General features: G+C 67.8%; 24 protein-coding genes. 10 read left to right on the forward strand and 14 right to left on the reverse strand.

All coding sequences use genetic code 11. From position 1 onward, the window contains the following. Positions 1–167: 167 nt before the first annotated feature. From IMX13_RS09165 to ahpC, 5 genes are all read right to left on the reverse strand, one after another. Positions 168–1,124 (reverse strand): transaldolase, encoded by a 957-nt coding sequence (locus IMX13_RS09165; RefSeq protein WP_065182848.1) that lies wholly within the window; start codon positions 1,122–1,124, stop codon positions 168–170. Positions 1,125–1,173: 49 nt separating this feature from the next. Continuing rightward, positions 1,174–1,578 (reverse strand): nucleoside diphosphate kinase regulator, encoded by a 405-nt coding sequence (rnk, locus tag IMX13_RS09170; protein WP_053519113.1) that lies wholly within the window; start codon positions 1,576–1,578, stop codon positions 1,174–1,176. Positions 1,579–1,700: 122 nt separating this feature from the next. After that, positions 1,701–2,666 carry a LysR substrate-binding domain-containing protein gene (locus tag IMX13_RS09175; RefSeq protein ID WP_065175982.1) on the reverse strand — a complete coding sequence of 322 codons (966 nt, stop codon included), beginning with the start codon at positions 2,664–2,666 and terminating at the stop codon, positions 1,701–1,703. 84 nt (positions 2,667–2,750) lie between these two features. Then, the gene (gene ahpF / locus IMX13_RS09180; protein ID WP_193396234.1) at positions 2,751–4,343 is read right to left on the reverse strand and encodes an alkyl hydroperoxide reductase subunit F; all 1,593 of its coding nucleotides are present in this window, start codon (positions 4,341–4,343) and stop codon (positions 2,751–2,753) included. A 222-nt stretch (positions 4,344–4,565) separates the two neighbouring features. Beyond that, entirely contained in the window at positions 4,566–5,129 is a 564-nt protein-coding gene (gene ahpC / locus IMX13_RS09185; RefSeq protein WP_005408159.1) for an alkyl hydroperoxide reductase subunit C, read from the reverse strand. A 354-nt stretch (positions 5,130–5,483) separates the two neighbouring features. Between ahpC and prmC the strand changes: the two genes are divergently transcribed. Then, the gene (gene prmC / locus IMX13_RS09190) at positions 5,484–6,341 is read left to right on the forward strand and encodes a peptide chain release factor N(5)-glutamine methyltransferase (protein WP_193396235.1); all 858 of its coding nucleotides are present in this window, start codon (positions 5,484–5,486) and stop codon (positions 6,339–6,341) included. 48 nt (positions 6,342–6,389) lie between these two features. Beyond that, entirely contained in the window at positions 6,390–7,331 is a 942-nt protein-coding gene (pip, locus tag IMX13_RS09195) for a prolyl aminopeptidase (RefSeq protein ID WP_065175985.1), read from the forward strand. A gap of 78 nt (positions 7,332–7,409) precedes the next feature. Here the strand turns inward: pip and IMX13_RS09200 are convergent, their stop codons facing one another. Beyond that, positions 7,410–8,294 (reverse strand): LysR family transcriptional regulator, encoded by an 885-nt coding sequence (locus IMX13_RS09200; protein ID WP_065182851.1) that lies wholly within the window; start codon positions 8,292–8,294, stop codon positions 7,410–7,412. A gap of 105 nt (positions 8,295–8,399) precedes the next feature. On the opposite strand from IMX13_RS09200, the gene IMX13_RS09205 reads away from it, so the two are divergent. Next, positions 8,400–9,812: an MFS transporter gene (locus IMX13_RS09205; protein ID WP_193396236.1), complete on the forward strand. Its 1,413-nt coding sequence runs from the start codon at positions 8,400–8,402 to the stop codon at positions 9,810–9,812. A 112-nt stretch (positions 9,813–9,924) separates the two neighbouring features. Here IMX13_RS09205 and IMX13_RS09210 read toward each other — a convergent pair whose 3' ends face one another. Genes IMX13_RS09210 through IMX13_RS09225 form a run of 4 tightly spaced genes read right to left on the reverse strand, consistent with a single transcriptional unit; the run spans position 9,925 to position 12,794 of the window. After that, positions 9,925–10,722: an N-formylglutamate amidohydrolase gene (locus IMX13_RS09210; RefSeq protein WP_065182853.1), complete on the reverse strand. Its 798-nt coding sequence runs from the start codon at positions 10,720–10,722 to the stop codon at positions 9,925–9,927. Continuing rightward, on the reverse strand, positions 10,715–11,269 hold the full coding sequence (locus IMX13_RS09215) for an NUDIX hydrolase (RefSeq protein ID WP_053519128.1): 555 nt from the start codon (positions 11,267–11,269) through the stop codon (positions 10,715–10,717). The genes IMX13_RS09210 and IMX13_RS09215 overlap by 8 nt, the downstream gene beginning before the upstream one ends. After that, positions 11,266–12,216: a 5'-3' exonuclease H3TH domain-containing protein gene (locus IMX13_RS09220; protein WP_065175990.1), complete on the reverse strand. Its 951-nt coding sequence runs from the start codon at positions 12,214–12,216 to the stop codon at positions 11,266–11,268. The genes IMX13_RS09215 and IMX13_RS09220 overlap by 4 nt, the downstream gene beginning before the upstream one ends. Further along, on the reverse strand, positions 12,213–12,794 hold the full coding sequence (locus tag IMX13_RS09225; protein ID WP_065176012.1) for a nitroreductase: 582 nt from the start codon (positions 12,792–12,794) through the stop codon (positions 12,213–12,215). Before IMX13_RS09225 ends, IMX13_RS09220 begins: the two co-directional genes overlap by 4 nt. A gap of 331 nt (positions 12,795–13,125) precedes the next feature. Between IMX13_RS09225 and IMX13_RS09230 the strand changes: the two genes are divergently transcribed. Further along, positions 13,126–15,444: a DUF1631 domain-containing protein gene (locus tag IMX13_RS09230; protein WP_053519132.1), complete on the forward strand. Its 2,319-nt coding sequence runs from the start codon at positions 13,126–13,128 to the stop codon at positions 15,442–15,444. Between the two features lie 52 nt (positions 15,445–15,496). Beyond that, positions 15,497–16,576 carry an NAD(P) transhydrogenase subunit alpha gene (locus IMX13_RS09235; protein WP_111186078.1) on the forward strand — a complete coding sequence of 360 codons (1,080 nt, stop codon included), beginning with the start codon at positions 15,497–15,499 and terminating at the stop codon, positions 16,574–16,576. 61 nt (positions 16,577–16,637) lie between these two features. Here IMX13_RS09235 and IMX13_RS09240 read toward each other — a convergent pair whose 3' ends face one another. The 3 genes from IMX13_RS09240 to IMX13_RS09250 are packed head-to-tail and all read right to left on the reverse strand — an operon-like array spanning position 16,638 to position 18,001. After that, positions 16,638–17,090, reverse strand: a complete 453-nt coding sequence (locus IMX13_RS09240) for a DUF3106 domain-containing protein (protein WP_053519136.1) — start codon at positions 17,088–17,090, stop codon at positions 16,638–16,640. A 3-nt stretch (positions 17,091–17,093) separates the two neighbouring features. Next, a complete protein-coding gene (locus tag IMX13_RS09245) occupies positions 17,094–17,420 on the reverse strand; it encodes a hypothetical protein (RefSeq protein ID WP_193396237.1) in 327 nt (108 codons plus the stop codon). Continuing rightward, a complete protein-coding gene (locus IMX13_RS09250; RefSeq protein ID WP_081284450.1) occupies positions 17,417–18,001 on the reverse strand; it encodes an RNA polymerase sigma factor in 585 nt (194 codons plus the stop codon). The genes IMX13_RS09245 and IMX13_RS09250 overlap by 4 nt, the downstream gene beginning before the upstream one ends. A 97-nt stretch (positions 18,002–18,098) precedes the next feature. Between IMX13_RS09250 and IMX13_RS09255 the strand changes: the two genes are divergently transcribed. Continuing rightward, positions 18,099–18,419 (forward strand): NAD(P) transhydrogenase subunit alpha, encoded by a 321-nt coding sequence (locus tag IMX13_RS09255; protein WP_053519142.1) that lies wholly within the window; start codon positions 18,099–18,101, stop codon positions 18,417–18,419. Further along, complete coding sequence (locus tag IMX13_RS09260; RefSeq protein ID WP_193396238.1) at positions 18,416–19,876, forward strand: NAD(P)(+) transhydrogenase (Re/Si-specific) subunit beta; 1,461 nt, start codon at positions 18,416–18,418, stop codon at positions 19,874–19,876. Before IMX13_RS09255 ends, IMX13_RS09260 begins: the two co-directional genes overlap by 4 nt. Before the next feature lie 93 nt (positions 19,877–19,969). Here the strand turns inward: IMX13_RS09260 and IMX13_RS09265 are convergent, their stop codons facing one another. Next, positions 19,970–20,389, reverse strand: a complete 420-nt coding sequence (locus tag IMX13_RS09265; RefSeq protein WP_053519146.1) for a hypothetical protein — start codon at positions 20,387–20,389, stop codon at positions 19,970–19,972. 122 nt (positions 20,390–20,511) lie between these two features. Here IMX13_RS09265 and sufT point away from each other — a divergent pair, with 122 nt between their 5' ends. The 3 genes from sufT (at position 20,512) to IMX13_RS09280 (ending at position 24,370) form a co-directional block, all read left to right on the forward strand. Continuing rightward, positions 20,512–21,063 carry a putative Fe-S cluster assembly protein SufT gene (gene sufT, locus IMX13_RS09270; protein WP_004144911.1) on the forward strand — a complete coding sequence of 184 codons (552 nt, stop codon included), beginning with the start codon at positions 20,512–20,514 and terminating at the stop codon, positions 21,061–21,063. Positions 21,064–21,122: 59 nt separating this feature from the next. After that, positions 21,123–22,217, forward strand: coding sequence for a branched-chain amino acid aminotransferase (locus tag IMX13_RS09275; protein WP_053519148.1), 1,095 nt, complete (start codon positions 21,123–21,125; stop codon positions 22,215–22,217). A gap of 410 nt (positions 22,218–22,627) precedes the next feature. Beyond that, positions 22,628–24,370 (forward strand): S8 family peptidase, encoded by a 1,743-nt coding sequence (locus IMX13_RS09280; RefSeq protein ID WP_193396239.1) that lies wholly within the window; start codon positions 22,628–22,630, stop codon positions 24,368–24,370. Positions 24,371–24,401 lie beyond the last annotated feature (31 nt).

Below are 24,401 nucleotides of genomic sequence, written 5' to 3' on the forward strand. Positions count from 1 at the left end.
GTCGGGTTCGCGGGAGTGTCCGCGGCATGGATGCCGCGGCCAAGCCTCCAGGGACGGATTCACGGCGTCTCCCGCGAACCCGACCCGCCCGACCCAGCGCGGCGGTTGCTTCATGCCTTTCGCGACCAAGCCCCCGCCACGAGGGGCTCAGCCGTTGGCTGGAACCCTTACAGCGCCGCGCGGATCCGCTCGCGCAGCGCTTCCAGATCCTTGGCGAACGCCTCGATACCGGTCGCCAGCTTCTCGGTCGCCATCGGATCGGCAGCCAGATCCGCCGCAAACGTCGCCGCATCGATCGGGGTCACCGCCACGCCGTTACCCTCACCGGGCACCAGCTTGCGCGGCAGCTCCCCGTGATCGGCGTCCAGCTTCTCCAGCAGATCCGGCGAAATGGTCAGGCGGTCGCAGCCGGCCAGCGCCTCGATCTGTGCGGTGGAACGGAACGAGGCGCCCATCACCACGGTCGGCGAACCACGGCGCTTGAACTCCGCATACACGCTGCGCACGAACTTCACGCCCGGGTCCTCATCGATGTTGGCCGGGGTCTGGCCGTTGGCCACGTACCAGTCAAGGATGCGGCCGACGAACGGCGAGATCAGGAACGCGCCCGCTTCGCTGCAGGCCAGCGCCTGGGTCGGGTTGAAGATCAGCGTCAGGTTGCAGTCGATGCCCTCGGCCTGCAGGATCCGCGCCGCTTCCACGCCTTCCCAGGTCGCGGCGATCTTGATCAGGATCTTCTCGCGCGGTACGCCGGCATCGGCGTACATCTGGATGAACTGGCGGGCCTTGGCCACGGTGGCGGCGGTGTCGTACGCCTGGTCAGCATCCACCTCGGTGGACACGCGGCCCGGCACCAGCGTGCTGAGCAGCGCGCCGACGCCGATGGTCAGCCGATCGGCCACCGCATGCACCACGGCCTCGCGGTCGCCGCTCTGCTGACGGCCCCAGGCCAGTTCGCGCTCGATCAGATCGGCATAGACCGGCAGGTCCAGTGCCTTCTTCACCAGGGTCGGGTTGGTGGTGCAGTCCACCGGCTGCAGGCGCTTGATCGCCTCGTAGTCACCGGTATCGGCAACGACCACGGACAGTTCGCGCAGCTGGGACAGTTTGGACGAGGTACTCATTACGGCTCCTGGTACGGGGAATCGGATCGCGCGCAGTGCGCAGCGGAGATCAGGGACGGTCGTTGTGCACTGCGGTCACGCGCAGGCGCAGCTTGCGACCACCGGGTGCAGTCCAGTCGATGCTCTGGCCGACCGACAGGCCGAGCAGGGCACTGCCGACCGGAGCCAGCACGGAAACCTTGCCTTCATCGACGTTGGCTTCGCGGGGGAAGACCAGGGTCAGGACGTGCTTCTCGCCTGAGACCCCATCTTCGCACTCCACGCGGGAATGCATCATGACGATGCCTTCGGGAATCTGGTCCGGCGCCAGCACGGTGGCCCGGTTGAGTTCTTCGGCAAGCGCGAGCGCGGCAGGCGTCTGGCTCAGCGCAGGGGCTTCGAGCATGGCCTCCAGGCGGTCCATGTCGAAGGTTGAGACAGTGATCGACGGCGGCAGGCCGCTGGCGGTGTTCATGTAAAACTCCTTGGTTGAAAACCATGCAAAAGGCGGCGCCTGCTGGCGCCGCCTGTCTGTATTGTGGGGACAAATGCGACCGGAATCGACTCCCGCCGCTCGGGGGCGGGGACGCGGGGCCGTCAGCCGTTCAGCGCGGGGCCGGAAAGGCTGGCCGGATCGGCGGCCGTGCCATTGGCGGCTTCCAGCGTGAACAGCGCATGCGGCAGGCGCTTGAACTGGCTGGCCAGCTCCATCAGGAAGTCGTTCATCGCCGAGCTGCGGCGCCAGACCATCGCAATACGGCGGCTGGGCCGGCCCTCGCCGATGAAATCGAGCAGGCGGATGTTGTTCGAGCGCGGGACGGGGGGCTGCACCGACAGGCTCGGCAGCAATGTGATGCCGACATCGGCGGCGACCATCTGCCGCAATGTTTCCAGGCTGGTGGCGCGGAACTCGGATTTCTCGTTGGCGCCGAACAGCCGGCACACTTCCAGCGCCTGGTCGCGCAGGCAATGGCCGTCTTCCAGCAGCAGCAGCTTCTGCGTGGCCAGTTCCTGCACATCCAGATGGGCGCGCTGGGCGAGCGGATGGCGACCGGAGACGGCCAACAGGAACGGCTCCTCGAACAGGAACTCGGCGTGCAGCTGATCGTCGATCACCGGCAGTGCCAGCAGCGCGGCATCGAGCTTGCCTTCGCGCAGGCGCTCCAGCAGCACATCGCTCTTCTCTTCGACCAGCAGCAGTTCCAGTTCCGGGAAACGTTCGCGGATGCGCGGGATCACATGCGGCAACAGGTACGGGCCCAGGGTCGGGAAGATTCCCAGGCGCACCGTGCCGGCTTCCGGATCGCGGCTGCGCCGTGCCGCTTCCTTCAGCTGCTCCACCTCGGACACGATCACCCGCGCCCGTGCAGCGGCTTCCTGGCCGGCCGGGGTCAGCATCACCTTGCGGGGGGCCCGCTCGACCAGCGGCAGGCCCAGCTCTTCTTCCAGCTTGCGGATCTGGGTGGACAACGTGGGCTGGCTGACGAAGCACGACGCAGCAGCCCGACCGAAATGCTTGTGGTCGGCCAGGGCTACCAGGTACTTCAGATCGCGTAGATTCATCCTCACATCCCAGGGATAACGGACCGGCTGGCGGCGTGGTCACCCCGCAGCTGACAATGCTCCCGGCAACCCGGGAGCAGTGGATCAGGCAGCTTCGGCAACGGCTCCGCTGCTCTTGCTCACCGACGAGCGGATCAGATGATCGAACGCGCTCAGTGCGGCGGTCGAGCCGGCGCCCATGGCGATGATGATCTGCTTGTAGGGTACCGTCGTGCAATCACCTGCGGCGAACACGCCGGGCACACTGGTCTGGCCACGGTCGTCGATGACGATCTCGCCGCGCGGCGACAGCGCCACGGTGTCCTTCAGCCACTCGGTGTTGGGCAGCAGGCCGATCTGCACGAAGATGCCTTCCAGCTCTACGCGGTGGGCGTCGCCACCGATGCGGTCCTTGTAGACCAGCCCGGTGACCCGGCTGCCATCGCCCAGCACTTCGGTGGTCTGGGCGCTGGTCAGCACGGTGACATTGCCGAGGCTGCGAAGCTTCTTCTGCAGCACCTCATCGGCGCGCAGGCTGGAATCGAATTCCAGCAGGGTTACATGCGACACGATGCCGGCCAGATCGATGGCAGCTTCAACGCCGGAGTTGCCACCACCGATCACCGCCACGCGCTTGCCCTTGAACAGCGGGCCATCGCAGTGCGGGCAGTAGGCCACACCCTTGTTGCGGTACTGCTCTTCGCCCGGCACATTCATCTGCCGCCAGCGCGCACCGGTGGACAGGATCACCGAACGCGACTTCAGCACCGCGCCGTTTTCCAGCTGCACCTGTACCAGCCCATCGTCGCCGGCCGGCACCAGCGCGGTGGCGCGCTGCAGATCCATGATGTCCACGTCGTACTCGCGCACATGCTGCTCCAGCGCGGTGGCGAGCTTCGGGCCTTCGGTCTCCTTGACCGAGATGAAGTTCTCGATGGCCATGGTGTCCAGTACCTGGCCGCCGAAGCGCTCGGCGGCGATGCCGGTGCGGATGCCCTTGCGCGCGGCGTAGATCGCTGCGGCCGCGCCAGCCGGGCCGCCGCCCACCACCAGCACGTCGAAGGCCTGCTTGGCGGCGATCTTCTCGGCGTCGCGCTTGCTGGCGTTGGTATCCAGCTTGGCCACGATCTGTTCGAGCGTCATCCGGCCCTGGTCGAAGACTTCACCGTTGAGATACACGGTCGGCACCGACATGATCTCGCGCTTCTCCACTTCCTCCTGGAACAGCGCGCCGTCGATGGCCACGTGCTGGATGCGCGGGTTGAGCACCGCGGCCAGGTTCAGCGCCTGCACCACGTCCGGGCAGTTCTGGCAGGACAGGGAGAAATAGGTCTCGAACCGGTACTCGCCTTCCAGGCTCTGCACCTGCTCGATCAGTTCGGCGGTGGCCTTGGACGGATGACCGCCCACCTGCAGCAGCGCCAGCACCAGCGAGGTGAATTCATGACCCATCGGCAGGCCGGCGAAGGTCAGGTGGATGTCCTGGCCGGGCGTGCCCAGGTCGAACGAAGGCACGCGGCCCTGGCCATCACGCAGCACCTGCAGCGAGATGCTGTCGGACAGGCTTTCCAGGGTCTGCAGCAGTTCCAGCATTTCCTGCGACTTGGCGCCGTCGTCGGCGTGCGCGGTGATCTGGATCGGGCGGGTCACGCGCTCCAGATAGGTCTTCAGCTGCGACTGCAGGTTGGCGTCCAACATCGGGTCTTCTCCTGGCTTCAGGCAAACAGGGGGCGTGGCACCGCTGTAGAAGGTAGCGGACCAGCAGGGGGTAGGGGTGAACCCAAGACAGCGACCGTGGAAGGGGCTGGCTGGCCGCGACGGGCCGGTGATGGCTGTCTTGGGTTCACCCCCACGCCGGCGATGCCGCCGGCATGGAGATGGGCCTGCCGTGGCGTGGGGCCACGGCGTGCCGGTGCTGCGTTAGATCTTGCCGACCAGGTCCAGCGACGGGGTCAGGGTCTTCTCGCCTTCCTTCCACTTCGCCGGGCACACCTGGTTCGGGTTGGCGGCGGTGAACTGGGCGGCCTTCAGCTTGCGCAGGGTCTCGGAGACGTCGCGGGCGATCTCGTTGGAGTGGATCTCCAGGGTCTTGATCACGCCTTCCGGATTGATGATGAAGGTGCCGCGCAGGGCCAGGCCCTCTTCCGGAATGTGCACGCCGAAGGCGTTGGTCAGCTGGTGGGTCGGGTCGCCGACCAGCGGGAACTGGGCCTTGCCGACGGCCGGCGAGGTTTCGTGCCACACCTTGTGCGAGAAGTGCGTGTCGGTGGTGACGATGTAGACCTCAGCGCCAGCCTTCTTGAACTCGGCGTAGTGGTCGGCGGCGTCTTCGATCTCGGTTGGGCAGTTGAAGGTGAATGCAGCCGGCATGAAGATCAGGACGGACCACTGGCCCTTCAGGCTGGCATCGGAAACCTTGATGAACTCGCCGTTGTGGTAGGCGTTGGCTTCAAACGGCTGGATCTGGGTATTGATGAGGGACATCATTTTTCCTCTGGGTGAAGGGAGTGGGTGAATCGACAGGAGCTAGGTTACCGGCTCAGTTGCGATAAGAACAATCCATTGATTGCATCTATTTGATAGATGCAGCCTATCAAATTGCCATGAGCCCGCACTGAACCTTGCGTCCCTCATCCTGCAACTGCCTGTGTGACAAGGAAAATCGCCAGGGACGCGTGAAGAGGGCTGATAGCCCCTCCTTATGCCCTCGGGCGAAACCTGAACGGATTCCAGCTTTTGTAGAGCCGAGCCCACGCTCGACCGCGGATCTGTAGAGCCGAGCCCATGCTCGGCTGTTCCAGAAGCAGCCGAGCATGGGCTCGGCTCTACAATTGCGGAATGTCTTCCCCAACCCAACCCTCCCTGCGCCAGGTGGTGGCCGACGCCAGCGCCCGCCTGGGCGGCATCGACGCCCGCCACGAAGCCGAGCTGCTGCTGCTGCATGTGCTGGAGCGTCCACGCAGCTGGCTGTTCGCCCATGCGACCGATCCGCTGCCGGCAACGGCGCAGGCTGCCTTCGAGGCGCTGCTGGCGCGTCGCGCCGCCGGTGAGCCGGTGGCCTACCTGACCGGCCGGCGCGGGTTCTGGACGCTTGATCTGCGGGTCGATGCGGCGACCCTCATCCCGCGTCCGGAAACCGAACTGCTGGTGGAGCTGGCGCTGGAACGCCTGCCATCGGACCGCCCGCTGTCCGTGGCCGACCTCGGCACCGGCAGTGGTGCGATCGCCCTGGCCCTGGCCAGCGAGCGGCCGCTGGCACAGGTGCTGGCCACCGATGCCAGCCCCGGTGCACTGGCCATGGCTGCGCGCAATGCCGCCCACCATGAACTGCGCAACGTGCGTTTCGCTGAAGGTGGACAGGACTGGTACGCACCGCTGCAGGGCGCGCGCTTTGCACTGATTGCCAGCAATCCGCCCTACATCGCCAGCGAAGATCCGCATCTGCAGCAGGGCGACCTGAGGTTCGAGCCGGCCAGCGCGCTGGCGTCCGGCCTCGACGGACTGGACGATATCCGCCGCATCGTCGCAGGCGCGCCCGAACACCTGCAGCCGGCGGGCTGGCTGCTGATCGAGCACGGCTGGGACCAGGGCGCGGCGATCCGCACGCTGTTCGATGCGGCCGGTTTCGCCGACGTGCAGACCCAGCAGGACCTTGAGCAGCGTGATCGGGTCACCCTCGGCCGGCGACCGGCCTAGAATGGGGGTTCTCCTGCCCCGGCAGGGCATCACCCTGGAGCTGCAAGCATGCGTACGCTGTACCCCGCCATCACCCCCTATGACGTCGGCACCCTGAAGGTCGACGACCGCCACACGCTGTACTTCGAGCAGTGCGGCAATCCGGATGGCAAGCCGGTGGTGATGCTGCACGGCGGTCCGGGCGGCGGTTGCAGCGACAAGATGCGCCAGTTCCATGACCCGGCGAAGTACCGCATCATCCTGTTCGACCAGCGCGGTGCCGGCCGTTCCACGCCGCATGCGGATCTGGTGGACAACACCACCTGGGACCTGGTGGCCGATATCGAGCGGCTGCGCGAGCATCTGAACGTCGACCGCTGGCAGGTGTTCGGCGGCAGCTGGGGGTCAACCCTGGCGCTGGCCTACGCCGAAACCCATCCGCAGCGCGTCACCGAACTGGTTCTGCGCGGAATCTTCATGCTCCGCCGCTGGGAGCTGGAGTGGTTCTACCAGGAAGGCGCCAACCGCCTGTTCCCCGATGCATGGGAGCACTATCTGAAGCCCATTCCGGTGGTTGAACGCCATGACCTGATCTCGGCGTTCCACCGTCGCCTGACCAGTGAAGACGAGGCGACCCGCCTGGAAGCAGCCAAGGCCTGGGCCGTGTGGGAGGGTGCGACCAGCTTCCTGCATGTGGATGACGACTTCATCAACAGCCACGAAGACCCGCATTTCGCGCTGGCCTTTGCCCGTATCGAGAACCACTACTTCGTCAATGGTGGCTTCTTCGAGGTGGAAGACCAGCTGCTGCGCGACGCGCACCGCATCGCCGACATCCCGGGCGTGATCGTGCATGGCCGCTACGACGTGGTGTGCCCGCTCGCCAATGCCTGGGACCTGACCAAGGTGTGGCCGAAGGCGAAGCTGGAAATCACCCCGGCATCGGGCCACTCCGCGTTCGAAGCGGAGAATGTCGACGCGCTGGTGCGCGCCACGGACAGCTTCGCGTAACCCGCCGGTAGCGCCGGGCCACGCCCGGCGGCATCGCGATCTGTTGCCGCGGTTTGACTCGCCGGGCATGGCCCGGTGCTACCAGTCCCCTGCAAGCAGCGCGTCGGCCAGCACCTGCAGCTTCGGCGAGTGCTGGCGCGAAGGTGGGTAGATCAAAGAGAGTTCGCGGCTGCGGCCTTCATACGGTTGCAGCACGCGCAGCAGACGGCCGTCGGCCAAGGCGTCGGCCACGGCGAAGTCCATTACCTGCACGATGCCGATACCGGCGATGGCGGCTTCCACCAATGGGTCGCCGCTGTCGAACACCATCCGCGTCGGTGGCGTGAACTCGCGCAGCTGGCCGTCCTGAAGGAACTGCCAGTCCACCAGGCGGCCACTGCGCAGGTTGCGCACGGCCAGGCAGGCATGCCCCGCCAGTGCGGCCACATCGCCCGGTGCACCGCGCCGGGCGAGGTAGTCCGGGCTGGCGACGGTCACCCAGCGCAGCGGTCGCAGGGGCCGGGCGACGATGCGCTGGTCGGCGATGGTGCCAGTCCGCAGCGCGGCGTCGAACCCCTCTTCGACCAGGTCGACCAGGCGATCGCTGAGCACGGCTTCGACCTGCAGTTGTGAATGGCGCTCCAGCAGCGGCGCCAGCAGGGGCACCAGCACCTTGCGGCCGAACATCGACGGCGCACTGATCTTCAGCGTGCCCGACGGCGTGCAGGGGCGATCTGCAAGCTGCCGTTCCGCGTCCTCCAGTCCGCACAGCAGTGGCGCGACCTGTTCCACAAACTGGCGCCCATCCGGGGTCAATGCCACGTTGCGCGTGTTCCGCTGCAGCAGCTTTACGCCCAGGTCCACCTCGAGCCGGCTGATCGCGCGCGACAGCCCGGATTGGCTCAGGCCGAGCTGGCCGGCAGCGACGGTGAAGCTGCGTGCTTCGGCCACCTGCACCAGCATGCGCACCGCGTTGAGGTCCATCGATGATCCACTCATGCAGAAAATCATGACAGATATGGCGGGTGAGGGGTTTATTGATTCCGCTGCATCAATGAGACTGCGCTCCCCCTTCAGTCCAGACCACCGATGCCTCCCCTCAAATACCCGCGCTGGGCACTGACCCTGCTGGCCACCGCCCAGCTGATCATCGCCCTGGATGCCACCATCATCTTTGTCGCGCTGCATGACATGGGCCGCGCGCTGCAGATCAACGCGCAGCAGCTGCAATGGGTGGTCAGTGCCTACACCGTGGCCTTCGGCGGCAGCCTGCTGCTGGGCGGGCGTGCCGCCGACCTGATCGGCCGCCGCCGCTTCTACCGCCTGGGCATGCTGTTGTTCGCGGTGGCATCGCTGCTCGGCGCGCTGGCGCCGAATGCGGGCCTGTTGATCATCGCGCGCGCAGCGCAGGGCATCGGTGCCGCGCTGCTGTTCCCGGCAACGCTGGCCCTGATCAACACGCTGTATGAAGAAGGCCCGGCCCGCAACCGCGCGCTGGCGATCTGGAGCATGGCCAGTGCAGTGGGTCTTGCCTTGGGTACGCTGCTCGGTGGCGTACTCACCCAGGCCTTCGGCTGGCCGGCGGTGCTGGCGGTGATCGTGCCGCTGGCCACCGCGTGCGCGCTTGCCGCCGGTGCGTGGCTGCCGCCCGATGCTTCGCGCCCGCAGGGCCGTTCGTTCGATCTGGCCGGCTGCATCACCGTGACCCTGGGTGGCAGCCTGCTGGTGACCACGCTGGTACAGGGCCCCGAATGGGGGTGGGCGGCGCCCGTCACGCTGGGCTGCCTGGTGCTGTCGATACTGATCCTGTTCGCGTTCGTGCAGATCGAGCTGCGCAGCCGCGATCCACTGATGCAGTTCGCGCTGCTGCGCCTGCCGGGCCTTCGTGCCGCCCTCGGCCTGACCTTCGCGTTCATGAGCAGCTACGGTGTGCAGTACTACTTCATGGCGCTGTACTTCCAGGACGGCTACGGCTGGAGTCCGCTGCAGGCCGGCCTGGCATTCCTGCCGGCCACGGCGGTGTGCACCGTGGGCATCCAGCTTGCCGAGTGGACGCTGCAGCGCTGGAGCGCGCGCAGAGTGCTTGTGATCGGCAACCTGGCCGGTGCCGTCGGCATCGCCTGGGTGGCGGCGGCACTGCCGCATGCCTCGAATTTCTGGCCATTGCTGCCGGGCGTGGTGGTGTTGAGCATCGGCCAGGGAATGACCTGGACCGCGATGTGGATCGTGGCGGGTCAGGGCGTGCCGGCGGCGCAGCAGGGCGTGGCGTCGGGCATGGCGGCCACCGCACAGCAGATCGGCGGTGCGCTGGGCCTGGCGGTACTGGTGATGGTGGCCAACGCCGACGTGGCAGCTGCCGGCTCTCCGGATGCGCTGACCGGGCTGGTGCGTGCGGAGTACGGCGCCGCAGTGTTTGCACTGCTCGGCGTGGTCATCGCGCTGGCCCTGCGCCCGGCGCCGGTCGCCCCGGCGGTCCCCGCCTGCCTGGCCAACGACGCATGATCGACCTGCAGGATGACCCGGTAGCGCCGGGCCATCCCCGGCGAGGCGCAACGCGACGGTGAATCCTCCAGTGCCGCCGGGCATGGCCCGGCGCTACCGGGCCCGGATGGCGTTACACCGATGCCAGCAGCCGTGGCTGCAACGCGCTGAAGATCCGCGCCAGCCGCTCGGCCCACGCCTGCTGCCCGGCCGCGTCGGCGATCAGGTCCTGACGGATCTCCAGTTCCACGTGCACCAGGCCGCGCCCTTCGCCGTGCACCGGTACCGCGTAGTCGCTGGTACTGCTTACCGAATACGGTTCGTTGTCACCGACCACCAGATCGCCTTCCTCGCGCAGTGCCTGCAGCAGGGCGTGGGCAAAGCGCGTGTCCTGGTGGTAGAGCACGCCGGCATGCCATGGCCGCAGCGTGCCGTTCATGGAGGGAGTGAAGCTGTGCATCATCACCAGCAGGGTCGGGCGGCCGGCTTCGCGGCGCGCATCCAGTTCCGCTTCGATGCGGGCGTGATAGGGCGCGTGGATCGCGTCGATGCGCTGCTGCCGTTGTGCGGCCGACAGGCCGGCGTTGCCCGGTACCACGGTGTGATCGCTTGCTTCCGGAATCAGGGTCGGCGATGCCAGCGGACGGTTGCAGTCGATCAGCAGGCGCGAATAGGTCTGCTCGATGGCCCAGGCATCCAGCCGTTCGGCCAATGCACGCGTGGTGCCGGCGATGCCGATGTCCCAGCCGATATGGCGGTCAAGTTCGCGCTGCGGCAGGCCGAGGCCGGCCAGTGCGCGCGGTACCTGCTGCCCGGCGTGATCGGCCAGCAGCAGGTACGGCGAAGCGCCCTGCGGCCGGTGGATGGTGTAGATCGCCGGGTCGTCAGCGCCCAGCAATGCCGGCAAGGTGTGCAGGTCGGCGTCAGCCACGCGGGCGCCCGTCCAGGTGATGTTCGATCATCCACAGCCCGGCCCAGAGCTTGGCATCGAGCTCGTAGCCTTCGCCCATCTTCTGCACCAGCCACGCGGCAGCCTGCTTGAGCGGGACCTCGTGCACCGTGATGTCCTCGCTGTCATCGCCGCCGCCTTCGCCGATCCGGCGCAGGCCGGTGGCGCGCACGAAGGCGATCTTCTCGCTGCTGGCGCCTGAGGAGGTCGGGCCGATCATCAGCACTTCGGCGTGCTCGGCGGTCCAGCCGGTCTCTTCTTCCAGTTCGCGTACCGCCGAGACTTCGATCGACTCGCCGGCATGGATGTCACCGACCAGCCCGGCCGGCATCTCGATGGTCGATGCCTGCAGGGGCACGCGGAACTGCTCGACGAACAGCACCTTGTCCTCGGGGGTGACGGCGATGATGATCGCCGCCAGGCCACCGGCGTGGGTGCGTTCGCTGTACTCCCAGGTGCCGCGTACCAGCATGCGCTGGTACTTGCCTTCATAGACGACACGCGGGGCTTCGGTATTGCGCTGGCTCATGCGGGCTCGCCGGAATTGGAAAAGGAGGGAGTGGGAAGCGGGTCGGCCATGCCGGCGGCGTTGAACAGCCGGCGGCGGGTCATCGGGCCGAAGCGCAGGGTCTGGCACAGGCCGCCGAGCAGCTCCGGGTCGGCCGTCTGCCGCAGCAGGCCGGGCTGGCAGCCTTCCAGCGGCGCGTCCAGCGCGATGGTGGTCAGCTGTCGCCAGAGCAGGGCATGCTCGCGCTGCTCGCGCAGGCGCACTGCCATCTGCGCTGCGCCGCGCAGGCGCAGGAAGGGCACTTCGTCCAGGCGCTCGTACAGCACATCCAGGCTGCCGAAGTGGGCCAGCAGGACCGCCGCGGACTTGCTGCCGACGCCGCTGATGCCGGGGATGTTGTCCACCGCATCGCCGCACAGTGCCAGGTAGTCGGCGATCTGGTGCGCATGCACGCCATGCCGCGCTTTCACCCCGGCCACGCTCCAGCGCTGGTTGCGCGCATAGTCCCACTGCTCGTCGTGGTCCAGCAGCAGCTGCGACAGGTCCTTGTCGGCGGAAATGATGACACCGCGGTGGCTGCCGCGGTGCACATGCAGGGCGCTGCCGATCAGGTCGTCGGCCTCGTAGTCGTGATGGGCAAGCACGGCCAGACCGAGCGCCGCGCACAGTGCCTTGCAATGCACGAACTGGCGCTTCAGCGCCTCCGGAGCCGGATCGCGGTTGGCCTTGTACGCCGGATACAGGCGATGGCGGAAGCCGCTGTCCAGCGCCTCGTCAAAGGCGATGGCGATGTGCTGCGGACGCTCGCGTTCGAGCAGGTCCAGCAGGAAGCGCGCGAAGCCGTGCACGGCATTGGTCGGCCAGCCCTGCGCATCCTGGAACTGGTCGGGCAGCGAGTGCCAGGCACGGAACACGTAGATGCTGGCGTCGACCAGGTACAGCGCCGGCGCCGGTGCCGGCAAGGTCATGCCGGTGGCGTCCAGTCGCGCAGCAGGGCGGCTGGATCCGGACGCTCGCGCTCGGGCACGTCGGCGCGGGCGGTGCCGATATGGATGAAACCGGCGATGCGCTCGCCGTCGGCCAGCCCCAGATGGGCGTGTACGGCCGGGTCGAACGCCATCCACGCCGTCAGCCACTGGGCGCCGAAGCCCAGCGCCTGTGCGGCCTGCAGCAGGGCGAAGCAGACGCATCCAGCGGTCATCAGCTGCTCCTGCTCGGGCACCTTCGGGTCGGGGCGGGGGCTGGCCACCACCACGATCACCAGCGGCGCATGGCTGAAACGCTGGCGATCCTTCTCGAACACGGCCTCGCCGGCAGTGGGATCGCGCTGCCGGCTGCGCTCGGCCAGGAACGCGCCCAGAGTGTGACGCGCATCGCCGGCAATCTTCAGGAACCGGAACGGCACCCGCTTGCCGTGGTCGGGCACCCGTACCGCCGAGGAGAGCATGCGCAGCAGGGTCTGCGGGTCCGGCCCGGGTTCCCCCAGCTGCCGCGAGGGCACCGAGCGGCGGGCATCGAGGGCAAGCAGGGCGGCGGGGTCGGGCATGGCGTCTGAACCGGTCATCACGGGCATTTGATTATAGTCGCGGTGGTCGATGACGCCGTGGCTGCGGCGTCTGTCCCCTCACTATCAAACTGTGATGAACATCATGCCACTGGCGGCAATCCGACGCCGGCTTCCTCTCGCCTCGCGGGCCTTGCACGGCTTACGATATCCCTCTTGCCGGGCCGTGGGTCACGAGGTTTGAAGTGAGGACTGTTTCACTGTCCGTGAGGGGCGGGCCGGCCTACCATCGACGTATCGGTACATGGGGTGTGCCGGTCGTCGCGATGTCCATGTTGTCTGTCGCACCAGAGAAGGTGGGGAGCCTTCCCGAATGATGAGCGCGCCCACACCGTTGGGAACGTCGGGTCGTGACCCGGCCCAGTTCCAGCTTGCCCGTGACGCCGTCCTGCCCGCGCTGTGCCAGGCCTTCGGGGCGGCACTGGCGCGCTTCGACGACGCCCTGTTCGACCGTGCCGGCAATGCCGGCGCCTCGCAGCTGCTGTTCCTTGATGCGATGCGCGAGCTGCGCCGGCGGCGCGAGGAGATAGCGGCGGCCTTTGCCGGCCATCTGCAACGCGCCTGGGCGGCTCTGGTTGCCGGAGAGCCACTGTCGGCGGATGCGACCCTGTCCGGCCCGGCCGAGGATGGCCTGAGCCTGCTGGCCGAGCACGTGCTCGAATCGCGGCTGGCGGTGCGCAACTTCGCCACGGTGCTGCTGCGTGATTTCAAGCCGGTTCTGGCGCGGCTGGACCGCCGCCTGGGCTGGCTGGCCGGCGATGTGCCGCTGGATGCCGACCTGAACCCGATCAGCCCGGAACATCTGGGCGTGGCCATCCACGAGGCCTTCGCCGGCTGCGAACTGGCGCCGGAAGTCCACCTGGTGCTGATCAAGCTGTGCGAGCGCGACCTGCGCGCGCCGGTCGGCCGCATCTACGACAAGCTGGACGAGCAGCTCGCGGCGGCCGGCGTGATGTCGCAGATGGGCGCGGTGCGCCGCACCCCGGCGGCACCGGGCCCGCGTTCACCGCAGGGGCTGGACGATCTGGTCGAACAGCGCCCGGTGCCGGGGTTCGACAGCGATTTCAGCGATGACGAGCAGGCCGCACCGGCGTGGGCGCAGCGCTTCGCCGCGCGCTGGTCCGAGCGCCGAGGCCACCTTCAGCAGGCCGGTGGGGACGGTCCCGGCGCCGCCGGCAGCGAGGCCTATGGCCAGCAGGGGATGTTGCTGGAAGCGCTGCAGGAACTGCTGCAGCAGACGCGCCACGTGCGTGAGGACGCAACATCGGCCGCGCAGGTGGCCGTGGGCCAGCAGCGCCCGTTGAGCCAGCGCGAGATGATGTCGGTGCTGTCGCTGCTGCAGGCGACCCCCAGCGCCACGCTGCGTGCGGCGATCGGTGAGGATGGTGAGTCGCTCGCGCAGCGCCTGAAGAGCGAGGTGTTGTCCAGCGCCACCCGGCTGGGCGTCGACCCGGGCCAGACCCGCCTGGATCCGCAGGACGAGGACGCGATCGACCTGGTCGGCATGCTGTTCGACGTCATGCTGGATGAACGCGAACTGGAGGGTCGCTCGCGCGAACTGATCGGCCGCCTGGTGGTGCCCTTCGTCAAGGTCGCCATGCTCGACCGCCGCATGTTCGTGCAGAAGACCCATCCGGCGCGCAAGCTGCTCAATTCGTTGGCCGAGGCCTGCGAAGGCAACACCGGCGAGAGCCAGGCCGAGCGCATGCTGATGGCCAAGGTGGAGGAGATCATCGAGCGCCTGGTCGCCGAGTTCAACGAGAACCTGGCCATCTTCCTCACCCTGGAAGAGGAGTTCCGCGACTTCCTGGTGCAGCACCGTCGCCGCGTCGAGATTGCCGAGCGGCGCGCAGCGGAAACGCAGCGCGGCCAGGAAAAGCTGGAAATGGCCCGCACGCGCGCGGCCACCGAGCTGGATCGCCGCATAGGCGATGCCACCCTGCCACCGGCCATCGCCGAGTTCCTGCGCCAGCCGTGGCAGCACCACCTGACCCTGGCGCTGCTGCGCGAGGGCGAAGACGGTGCATCGGTCGCCGAAGCCCTGGCCCTGGGCGATGGCCTGCTGGAGGAAGTGGCCGAAGCGCGCCGGCAGATCATCGGCAAGCCCTGGCTGCAAGCCTGGCAGCCGGTGCTGGCCAAGGTGTTCGCCAGTGTCGGCGTACACGGCGATGCGGCAACCTCGGCCATCGATGCACTGCATGACACCCTGCAGGGCATCGCCGAGTCACGGCCGGAGCTGGAACGTGCGCTGCCGGAGCTGCCGCAGGTTGTCCTGCCCATGCCGCCGGTTGCGGACTCGCCGACGGTCGAACTGGGCAGCCAGGTGGATACCGACGATTTCGACAATGCCGATGCCGATCGCTTCCGCCGGATGGAGATCGGCAGTTGGCTGGACTTCGTCGACAAGGACGGCAAGGTGCAGGCCGGCAAGCTGTCCTGGGTGAGCCCGATTTCTTCCCGGCTGCTGTTCGTCAACCGGCGTGGCGTGCGCTTCTGCGTGGCTTCGCCGGAGGAACTGGCGGTGATGGTGCGGCTGGGCCGCCTGCGTGCGCATGTCGACGATGGCGCCTTCGACAGCGCCATGCAGGGCGTGATCGACCGCCTCGACCCGGGCAACGCCACCCTGCACTGAGCGGGAGCCGCCTGCTAGGATCGGGAAAACTCACCGATCAGCGGGGACCTGCATGGCCGTGGCGTTGCTGGGGATCAAGGAGACCGCGCCGGGCGAACGGCGCGTAGCGTTGACGCCGGAGACCGCGCGCAAGCTCGCCGCACTGGGCGTCACCGTCTGGTACGAAACCGGTGCGGGCGAGGCCGCCGGTTTTCCCGATGCCGCCTATCAGGACGCGGGCGCACGTGCATTCGATGACGGTCGCTGGGGCGAGATCGACATCCTTCTGTGCGTGCAGGCGCCGCCGGCGCAGGTGCTGGCCCGGCTCAAGCCGGGCGCAGCCGTGGTCGGCCTGCTGACGCCGGCCAGCGATCCGACACTGGCGGCGCTGGCCAGCGAGGACCGCCTGCTGCTGTTCCCGCTGCAGCTGTTGCCGCGCACCACCCGTGCGCAGGCGATGGATGTGCTCAGTTCGCAGGCCGGCATGGCGGGCTACAAGGCTGCGCTCATCGCAGCCGAGCGTGCACCGCGCTTCTTCCCGATGCTGACCACCGCGGCCGGTACCGTGCGTCCGGCCAAGGTGCTGGTGATCGGCGCCGGCGTTGCAGGATTGCAGGCGATCGCTACTGCGCGCCGCCTCGGCGCCCAGGTGGAAGGATTCGATGTGCGGCCGGAAACGCGCGAGCAGATCCAGTCGCTGGGCGCACGCTTCCTCGACCTGGGCGTCAGCGCGGCCGGCGAGGGCGGCTACGCGCGGGCGCTGACCGAGGAAGAACGGGCCGAGCAGCAGCGGCGGCTGGCCGACCATCTGCGCAGCGTCGATGTAGTGATCTGTACCGCAGCCGTGCCGGGCCGTCCGGCACCGACCATCGTCACTGCGGCGATGGTGGAAGGCATGGCGGCGGGCAGTGTGATCGTCGATCTGGCGGCCGAGAGCGGCGGCAACTGCGCGCTGACCCAGCCGGGGCAGTGCATCGAACACCAGGGCGTGACCATCGATGGACCACTGGGCCTGGCCAGCCGGGGTGCGACCCAGGCCAGCGAGATGTATGCGCGCAACCTGCTCAACTTCGTTGCCCTGTTCGTACGCGAAGGTCAGCTGAGCTTCGACTGGGAAGACGAACTGCTGGCAAAGACGCGCTGGCAGGCGTGAATGACATCGGGTCAGATCCCTTTGCCTCTGGCAAAGGGATCTGACCCTGCATCCCGAAGGCCTACCGCGGCTTTGCCGGTGGCGGGTTGTCCCGCACCCAGTCGCGACGCTCCTCCGGCGTCATCCGGGACCAGCGATCGCGCAGGGCGTCGCGCTGGGCAGGGGGCAGCTGGCGCATCTGCCCGAACAGTGCGCGTGCCTGTTCACGCTGTTCCGGGCTCATGTGCTCGAACCGGCGCAGGCCACGGCGGGCCTTGTCGCGCTCTTCCGGGCTCATGGACTGCCAGCGCTGGCCATGGGCCAGCATGCGCTGGCGCTGACCGGCATCGGCGCCGTTCCAGCGGTCGCGCAGCGGGGCCAGCACCGCCTCGCGCTGGGCGGGGCTGAGCTGATCCCAGGCAGGCAGTGGAGCACCGGGAGCGGGCGGCGCGGGCGCATGGGTCTGCGCCAGCACCGGTGCTGCAGGCAGCAGCGCCAGGGCGATCAGCAGGGGCAGGGAGAGATGTCGCAGCATGATTCACTCCATCGCCAGGTCGGTGTCGCCCAGCCACAGGTACAGATCGGGATTCTCGTCGTACAGCGCGCTGTTGTCTTCCACTGCGGCAACGGTCGGTACCGGCGCAGGCCGCGTCGGCACGTCCGGACCGGTGAACTGCACGCCGATGCCCAGCGCCACCACCAGCGAGCAGGCGCTGGCCAGCCACCAACGCCAGCGCCCACGATGGGCTGCATGGGCGCCCTGGCGGGCCTGGCGCAGGCGCGACAGCGTTGCCGGCGACAGCGCCCGCAGAGAATGCGCATGCAGGCGCCGCAAGGCGTCATCGGAGGGCAGGGAGCGGTTCACGGGGGGTTCTCCAGATAATCCTGCAGCGCCTGCCGGGCGCGTGCGAGATGGGTCTTTACCGCGCCTTCGCTGCAGCCCATGGCGCGGGCGGTGGTGGCGCCGTCCAGTTCCTGCAGCACGCGCAGGGTGAACGCTTCGCGCTGGCGGGCGGGCAGCGTACGCAGCGCCTGCACCAGCTGCTGGTACTGCTGGTGCTGCTCGTGCGCCTGCGCCGGGGTAGGGCCGGGGTCGGCCCAGTCGATGTCGGCACCGTCGGCATCCTGGTTGTCGCGCCAGAACGGGAGGCGGAAGCGGCGTCGGCGCTGCAGGTCGATCACCCGCCGGCGCAGGATGCTCCAGAACAGGGGCGCCCATTCGCTGGCGGGCTTGTCGGCATAGTCCAGCATGCGCAGCAGGGCATCCTGCACGGCGTCCAGGGCATCCTCGCGCTGGCGCAGGCCGGCCTCGGCGAAGCGGAACGCGCGCGGGCCGATGCTCGCCAGGAACGCTTCCAGCGACGCCGGCAGGGCATCGGTGTCGGCGGTCGGGGGGACGGGGCTGCTCACCAGCACAGGGTACGGTTCCTTGCTCGGGGTCACCATCGACAACGCGTGAGCGCGGCCCCGGTTGACGAGGATGCGCGCCGGGTTCAGCCCATGGTTATGATGGGCCGACGAAGACAGAGCGGGAGCGTTGCTGATGAGTGACGGGTTCGTGGCGCTGTACATCTTCATGCTGGCCGCCATCGCCGGCCACGTGATCATTTCGCGGGTGCCGGTGATCCTGCACACCCCGCTGATGTCGGGTTCCAATTTCATCCACGGCATCGTGCTGATCGGCGCGATGGTGGTGCTCGGCCACGCACAGACGCCGCTGGAAAAGGCCTTGGGCTTCATCGCCGTGGTGCTCGGTGCCGGTAACGCCGCCGGCGGCTACGTGGTCACCGCGCGCATGCTGGAGATGTTCAGGCCGAGCGCGCCGCGGGCAGGCAAGGACGAACCGAAGGAGCCGCAGGCTTGAACATCAGCACCGTCGAACTGCTCGATTGGCTGGTCAAGGCCAGCTACCTGGTGGCCGCCACGCTCTTCCTGCTCGGCCTGCAGCGGATGGCCTCGCCGCTGACCGCGCGCAGCGGCATCCGCTGGGCCGGGCTGGGCATGCTGCTGGCCACCGCGGCCACCTTCTTCCTGCCCGACCTGCACAACGTGCCGCTTATCCTGGTCGCGCTGCTGCTGGGTGCCGGCCTGGCCTGGTGGTCGGCCGGCAAGGTCGCGGTCACCGACATGCCGCAGATGGTGGCGCTGTACAACGGCATGGGCGGTGGTTCGGCGGCGGCGATCGGTGCGGTCGAACTGCTGCGCTACGCCTTCCTGGCCCATCGCGATACCACCCATTGGAGCGAACAGGCGCTGGCCGACCTTGCCGCGCGCCAGCCTTCCACCACCGTGCTGCTGCTGGCGGTGGTCGGCGCCGCGATCGGCGCGGTGTCGCTGTCCGGCTCCGTGATCGCCTGGGCCAAGCTGGATGGCCGCCTCGACAAGCGGGTCACCTGGCCAGGGCAGCAGGCGTTGAACCTGGTGGTGGCGCTGGCGGTGGTGGTGCTGGCCATCGTCGCGGCCAGCACGCTCAGCACCTGGGCGATCATCGCCTTCTTCGTGCTGGCACTGGCACTGGGCGTGCTGATGACGCTGCCGATCGGTGGCGCCGACATGCCGGTGGTGATCTCGCTGTACAACGCATTCACCGGTCTGGCGGTGTCCTTCGAGGGCTACGTGCTGGGCAACGAGGCCTTGATCATCGCCGGCATGATGGTCGGCGCGGCGGGCATCCTGCTGACCCGCCTGATGGCCAAGGCGATGAACCGGCCTATCCGCAACGTGCTGTTCTCCAATTTCGGGGGGGGTGCAGGCGGAGAGGCACAGGCGATCACCGGCGCGCAGAAGCCGATCGAGGCGGCCGATGTGGCGGCAATGATGGCCTTCGCCGAGCGCGTGGTGATCGTGCCCGGTTACGGCATGGCCGTGGCCCAGGCCCAGCACAAGATCTGGGAACTGGCACAGCGGTTGGGGCAGCGCGGGGTCAAGGTGAAGTTCGCCATCCATCCGGTCGCCGGGCGCATGCCCGGGCACATGAACGTGCTGCTGGCCGAGGCCGGTGTGCCGTACGACCTGATCGCCGACATGGACGACATCAATCCCGAGTTCACCAGTACCGATGTGGTGCTGGTGATCGGCGCCAACGACGTGGTCAATCCGGTCGCACGTACCGATCCGGCCAGTCCGATCTACGGCATGCCGGTGCTGGACGTGATCAACGCACGCAACGTGGTGGTGATCAAGCGCGGTCGCGGGACCGGCTTTGCCGGGATCGAGAATGCGCTGTTCTACGCCGACAACACGCGCATGCTGTACGGGGACGGCGCTGAGGCGGCAGCGTCGCTGGTCAGCGAGCTGAAGGCGCTCGACGGCGGGCATTGAGCTGTACCGGCAGCGCCCGGCCCAGCCCCGCGCCAGCGGCGCGGGCCGCAGCGTTAGCCCGGCCAGGCCCCGCGCAACCCGAATCAGGTGCGATCAGCGCGCCAGCCAGGCGCCGACGGCCACGCCGATCGCCAGCCACAGCCATTCCATCGCGCCATTGGCCAGGTTGATCAGCGTCCAGGCCAGATGCGGGCCCATGCGCAGCGAGGCGTCCCAGGGGTTGAGCCCCATCGAGCCGCCCATCCAGGCGCTGGCGATCGCCCAGTTCGCCACCGCCGCCACCAGCAGCGTGCCGGCCACCACCAGGGCCACGCGAAGACGGCCGGGACCGAGTGTGCCCAGACGCAGCATGAACACCAGTTCCAGAGCGGTCAGCACTGCCATCCAGCCGACCTGGCGGCCGGTCATCAGGGCCAGCAGCATCCAGGCGAGGGGAGCAACAACCAGGCCCAGCAGCAGCATGAAGGGCCAGAGCCAGGTCACGGTCCTGGCACGCGCGGCATTGGAGGACATCGAAGCTTCCTGAAAGTCACCCACAGGATACTGTGGTTTGCCGCGGTGCACCGGCGGGCGCAGGACGGCTGGGCTAGAATGCCGTCTTGCGTGGCCATGGCCACGGCCCCATATCGGTCCCCATGTATTCCCGTAGCAGCGAACCTGTCCACTTCGAACGCGATTGCGAGGCCGTGATGGTCCCGCAGGGCGACACCGTGACCCTGCCCGCCGGCAGCTATGGGTACATCACCCAGGCGCTGGGCGGCAGCTATTCGGTATTCGTCGAAGGCAACCTGTTCCGCATCGCCGGCAAGGATGGCGACGCCATCGGCAAGGAAGCACCCGCTCCGCTGGAACTGCCGGCCGACGCCACCGACGAACAGGTGGAGCAACTGGTATGGCAGCAGCTTCGCACCTGCTTCGATCCGGAAATTCCGGTGAACATCGTCGAACTGGGCCTCGTCTACGAGGTCGAGATCAAGCATCTGGACGAGGGCCAGCGCGAGATCGACGTGAAGATGACCCTGACCGCGCCCGCGTGCGGCATGGGTGACATCCTGGTCGACGACGTGCGCAGCAAGCTGGAAATGATCCCGACGGTGGCCGAGGCCGACGTCGAGCTGGTGTTCGATCCGCCATGGAACCAGCACATGATGTCCGAGGCGGCCCGTCTCGAGACCGGCATGCTTTGACCCAGGGCCCGCAGTGACGCGGGCCCGGCACTACCCGCAACCAGAACAGGAATCCTCCGGTGTCCCAGTCCATCCCCAGCTTCGCCGTCACCCGTTCGGACCACCCGCGCAGCGCTGAAGAGCGCGCCACGATCCTGGAGAAGCCGGGTTTCGGCCTGCACTTCACCGACCACATGGTGGAAGTGCGGTGGGACAAGGACACCGGCTGGCACAACGCCAACGTGCGTGCCTATGGCCCGTTGCAGCTGGACCCGGCAGCGGCCGTGCTGCATTACGGCCAGGAGATCTTCGAGGGCATCAAGGCCTACCGCCACGCCGACGGCTCGATCTGGACCTTCCGTCCGGATGCCAACGGCCGTCGCCTGCAGCGCTCGGCACAGCGCCTGGCGCTGCCGGAACTGCCGGTGGAGATCTTCGTCGAGTCGCTGAAACAGCTGATCGCCGTGGACAGCGCCTGGGTGCCGTCGGCGGATGAGTCCAGCCTTTACTTCCGCCCGTTCATGATCGGCGACGAGGCCTTCCTCGGCGTGCGTGGCGCGCACAAGGCCGGCTATTACGTCATCGCCAGCCCGGCCGGTCCGTACTTCGCCAAGGGCGTGGCACCGGTGTCGATCTGGCTGTCCACCGAATATGCGCGTGCGGCCAAGGGCGGCACCGGCGCGGCCAAGTGCGGTGGCAATTACGCCGCCTCGCTGCTGCCGCAGCAGAAGGCCCAGGCGCAGGGCTGCTCGCAGGTGCTGTTCCTCGACCCGGTCGAGGGCAAGTACCTGGAGGAACTGGGCGGCATGAACGTCTTCCTGGTCTACAAGGACGGCACCCTGGTCACGCCGCAGCTGTCGGGCAGCATCCTGGAAGGCATCACACGCGAGAGCATCCTGCAGCTGGCCCGCGACCGCGGCATGAAGGTCGAGGAGCGCAAGGTCAGCATCGACGAGTGGAAGGACGGCGTTGCATCCGGTGCGATCAGCGAGGTGTTCGCCTGCGGCACCGCTGCGGTGGTGACTCCGATCGGCCAGCTCAAGGGCGAAGGCTTCTCGGTGGGCGACCTCAACGCGCCGGCCGGCGAAGTGACCATGTCGCTGCGCAAGGAACTGACCGACATCCAGTACGGCCGCCTGCCGGACCGTCACAACTGGCTGGTCAGGCTGGGCTGATCCTCCCGCCAGGCTGTAGCGCCGGGCCCATGCCCGGCTGCGCTGTTCCCCGAAGGCCCGTCCCCGCGACGGGCTTTCGTCGTTTACAGGGAAGGCCGGCCGCCGATGTCGGCAAAGTCATCGGTGGACAGGACATCTGCCCAGTCAGGTTCGTGCGCGTGGCGCGAAAGTTCCTTCATCTTCACAAACCCTCGACCCGGAAAGTCTCAGATCGAACATTTCATGTTCCTGAAAAGACACTGAAAATATTGTGGTGTCCGGTTTAGGCCATTAGCGTCATCGGCACGGCGGATCGTAAGGGGGATCCGCTGGCTCGCCGGACTCCGGACCTCGCCAACGCAAGCCAGCCCATGGTTCGGGCCGGTGTTTCTGCCGATTCCGGCATTCACACCACTAGAAAGGGAAATACGATGTCCCAGGTAACGCAACCGCGTGTGCGTCGAGTGTGGGTGGTCCTTGGTGCTTCCGTTCTTTCATCGCTGCTGCTGGCCACGCCTGCGCTGGCCGGTGATGTCCAGCTCAGCGGGCTGCAGTCCGCGCCGACGCACCAGCGTTTCATCGTCAAGTATCGCGACGGCAGTGCGCCGGTGGCCAACACCACCGCCCTGGCATCGTCGCTGAAGACAGCGGCTGCGGGCCTTGCCAGCAGCCAGGGCCGCGCGCTGGGCCTGCAGCAGGTCCGCAAGCTGGCCGTCGGCCCAACCCTGGTCAGGACCGATCGTCCGCTGGACCAGGCCGAATCCGAGCTGCTGATGCGCAAGCTCGCTGCCGACCCCAACGTCGAATACGTGGAAGTCGACCAGATCATGCGCGCGACGCTGACGCCGAACGACACCCGCTTCAGCGAACAGTGGGGGTTCGGTACGTCCAACGCCTCGATCAACGTGCGCCCGGCCTGGGACAAGGCCACCGGCACCGGCGTGGTCGTCGCGGTGATCGACACCGGCATCACCAATCACCCCGATCTGAACGCCAACATCCTGCCCGGCTATGACTTCATCAGCGACGCGGCAATGGCACGCGACGGCGGTGGCCGCGACAGCAATCCCAACGACGAGGGTGACTGGTACGCCGCCAACGAATGTGGCGCAGGCTACCCGGCCTCCAACTCCAGCTGGCACGGCACCCACGTTGCCGGCACCGTGGCAGCGGTGACCAACAACAGCACCGGCGTGGCGGGCACGGCTTTCAATGCCAAGGTCGTGCCGGTGCGCGTGCTCGGCAAGTGCGGTGGCTACACCTCCGACATCGCCGACGCCATCGTGTGGGCTTCCGGCGGCACTGTCAGCGGCGTGCCGGCCAATGCCAATCCGGCCGAGGTCATCAACCTCTCGCTGGGTGGTGGCGGCAGCTGCTCGACCACCTACCAGAACGCGATCAACGGCGCCGTCGGCCGTGGCACCACGGTGGTGGTGGCCGCAGGCAACAGCAACACCAACGTGTCTTCATCGGTACCGGCCAACTGCCCGAACGTGATCGCGGTGGCGGCCACCACGTCGGCGGGCGCACGTGCCAGCTTCTCCAACTACGGCACGGGCATCGACATCTCCGCGCCGGGCCAAGGGATCCTGTCCACGCTCAACACCGGCACCACCACGCCGGGCAGCGCCAGCTATGCCTCGTACAACGGCACCTCGATGGCAGCACCGCACGTGGCCGGCGTGGTCGCGCTGATGCAGTCGGTCGCACCGAGCCCGCTGAGCCCGGCCCAGGTGGAAAGCATCATCAAGAGCACCGCTCGGCCGCTGCCGGGTGCCTGTTCGGGTGGCTGTGGCGCCGGCATCATCGACGCCGATGCTGCAGTGGCGGCAGCGATCAATGGCGGTGGCAACCCGAACCCGGGCGGCACCGTGCTGCAGAACAACGTACCGGTGAGCGGACTGGGTGCCGCATCGGGCGCTTCGCTGAACTACACCGTCAATGTCCCGTCCGGCAGCAGCCAGCTGCGGGTGACGATCAGCGGCGGCAGCGGTGATGCCGACCTGTACCTGCGGCAGGGCAGCGCGCCGACCGATACCGCCTACACGTGCCGTCCGTACCTGAGCGGCAACAGCGAAACCTGCACGGTCAACAGCCCCGCTGCCGGTACCTGGTACGTACGGGTGAAGGCCTACAGCACCTTCTCGGGCGTGACCCTCAACGCCCAGTACTGAGCCCAAGACCCTCTCCTAGGGCACGCCCTGG

Origin of the sequence: Stenotrophomonas sp. B2 (genome assembly GCF_014947095.1) — a bacterium.
Taxonomy (GTDB): domain Bacteria; phylum Pseudomonadota; class Gammaproteobacteria; order Xanthomonadales; family Xanthomonadaceae; genus Stenotrophomonas; species Stenotrophomonas maltophilia_P.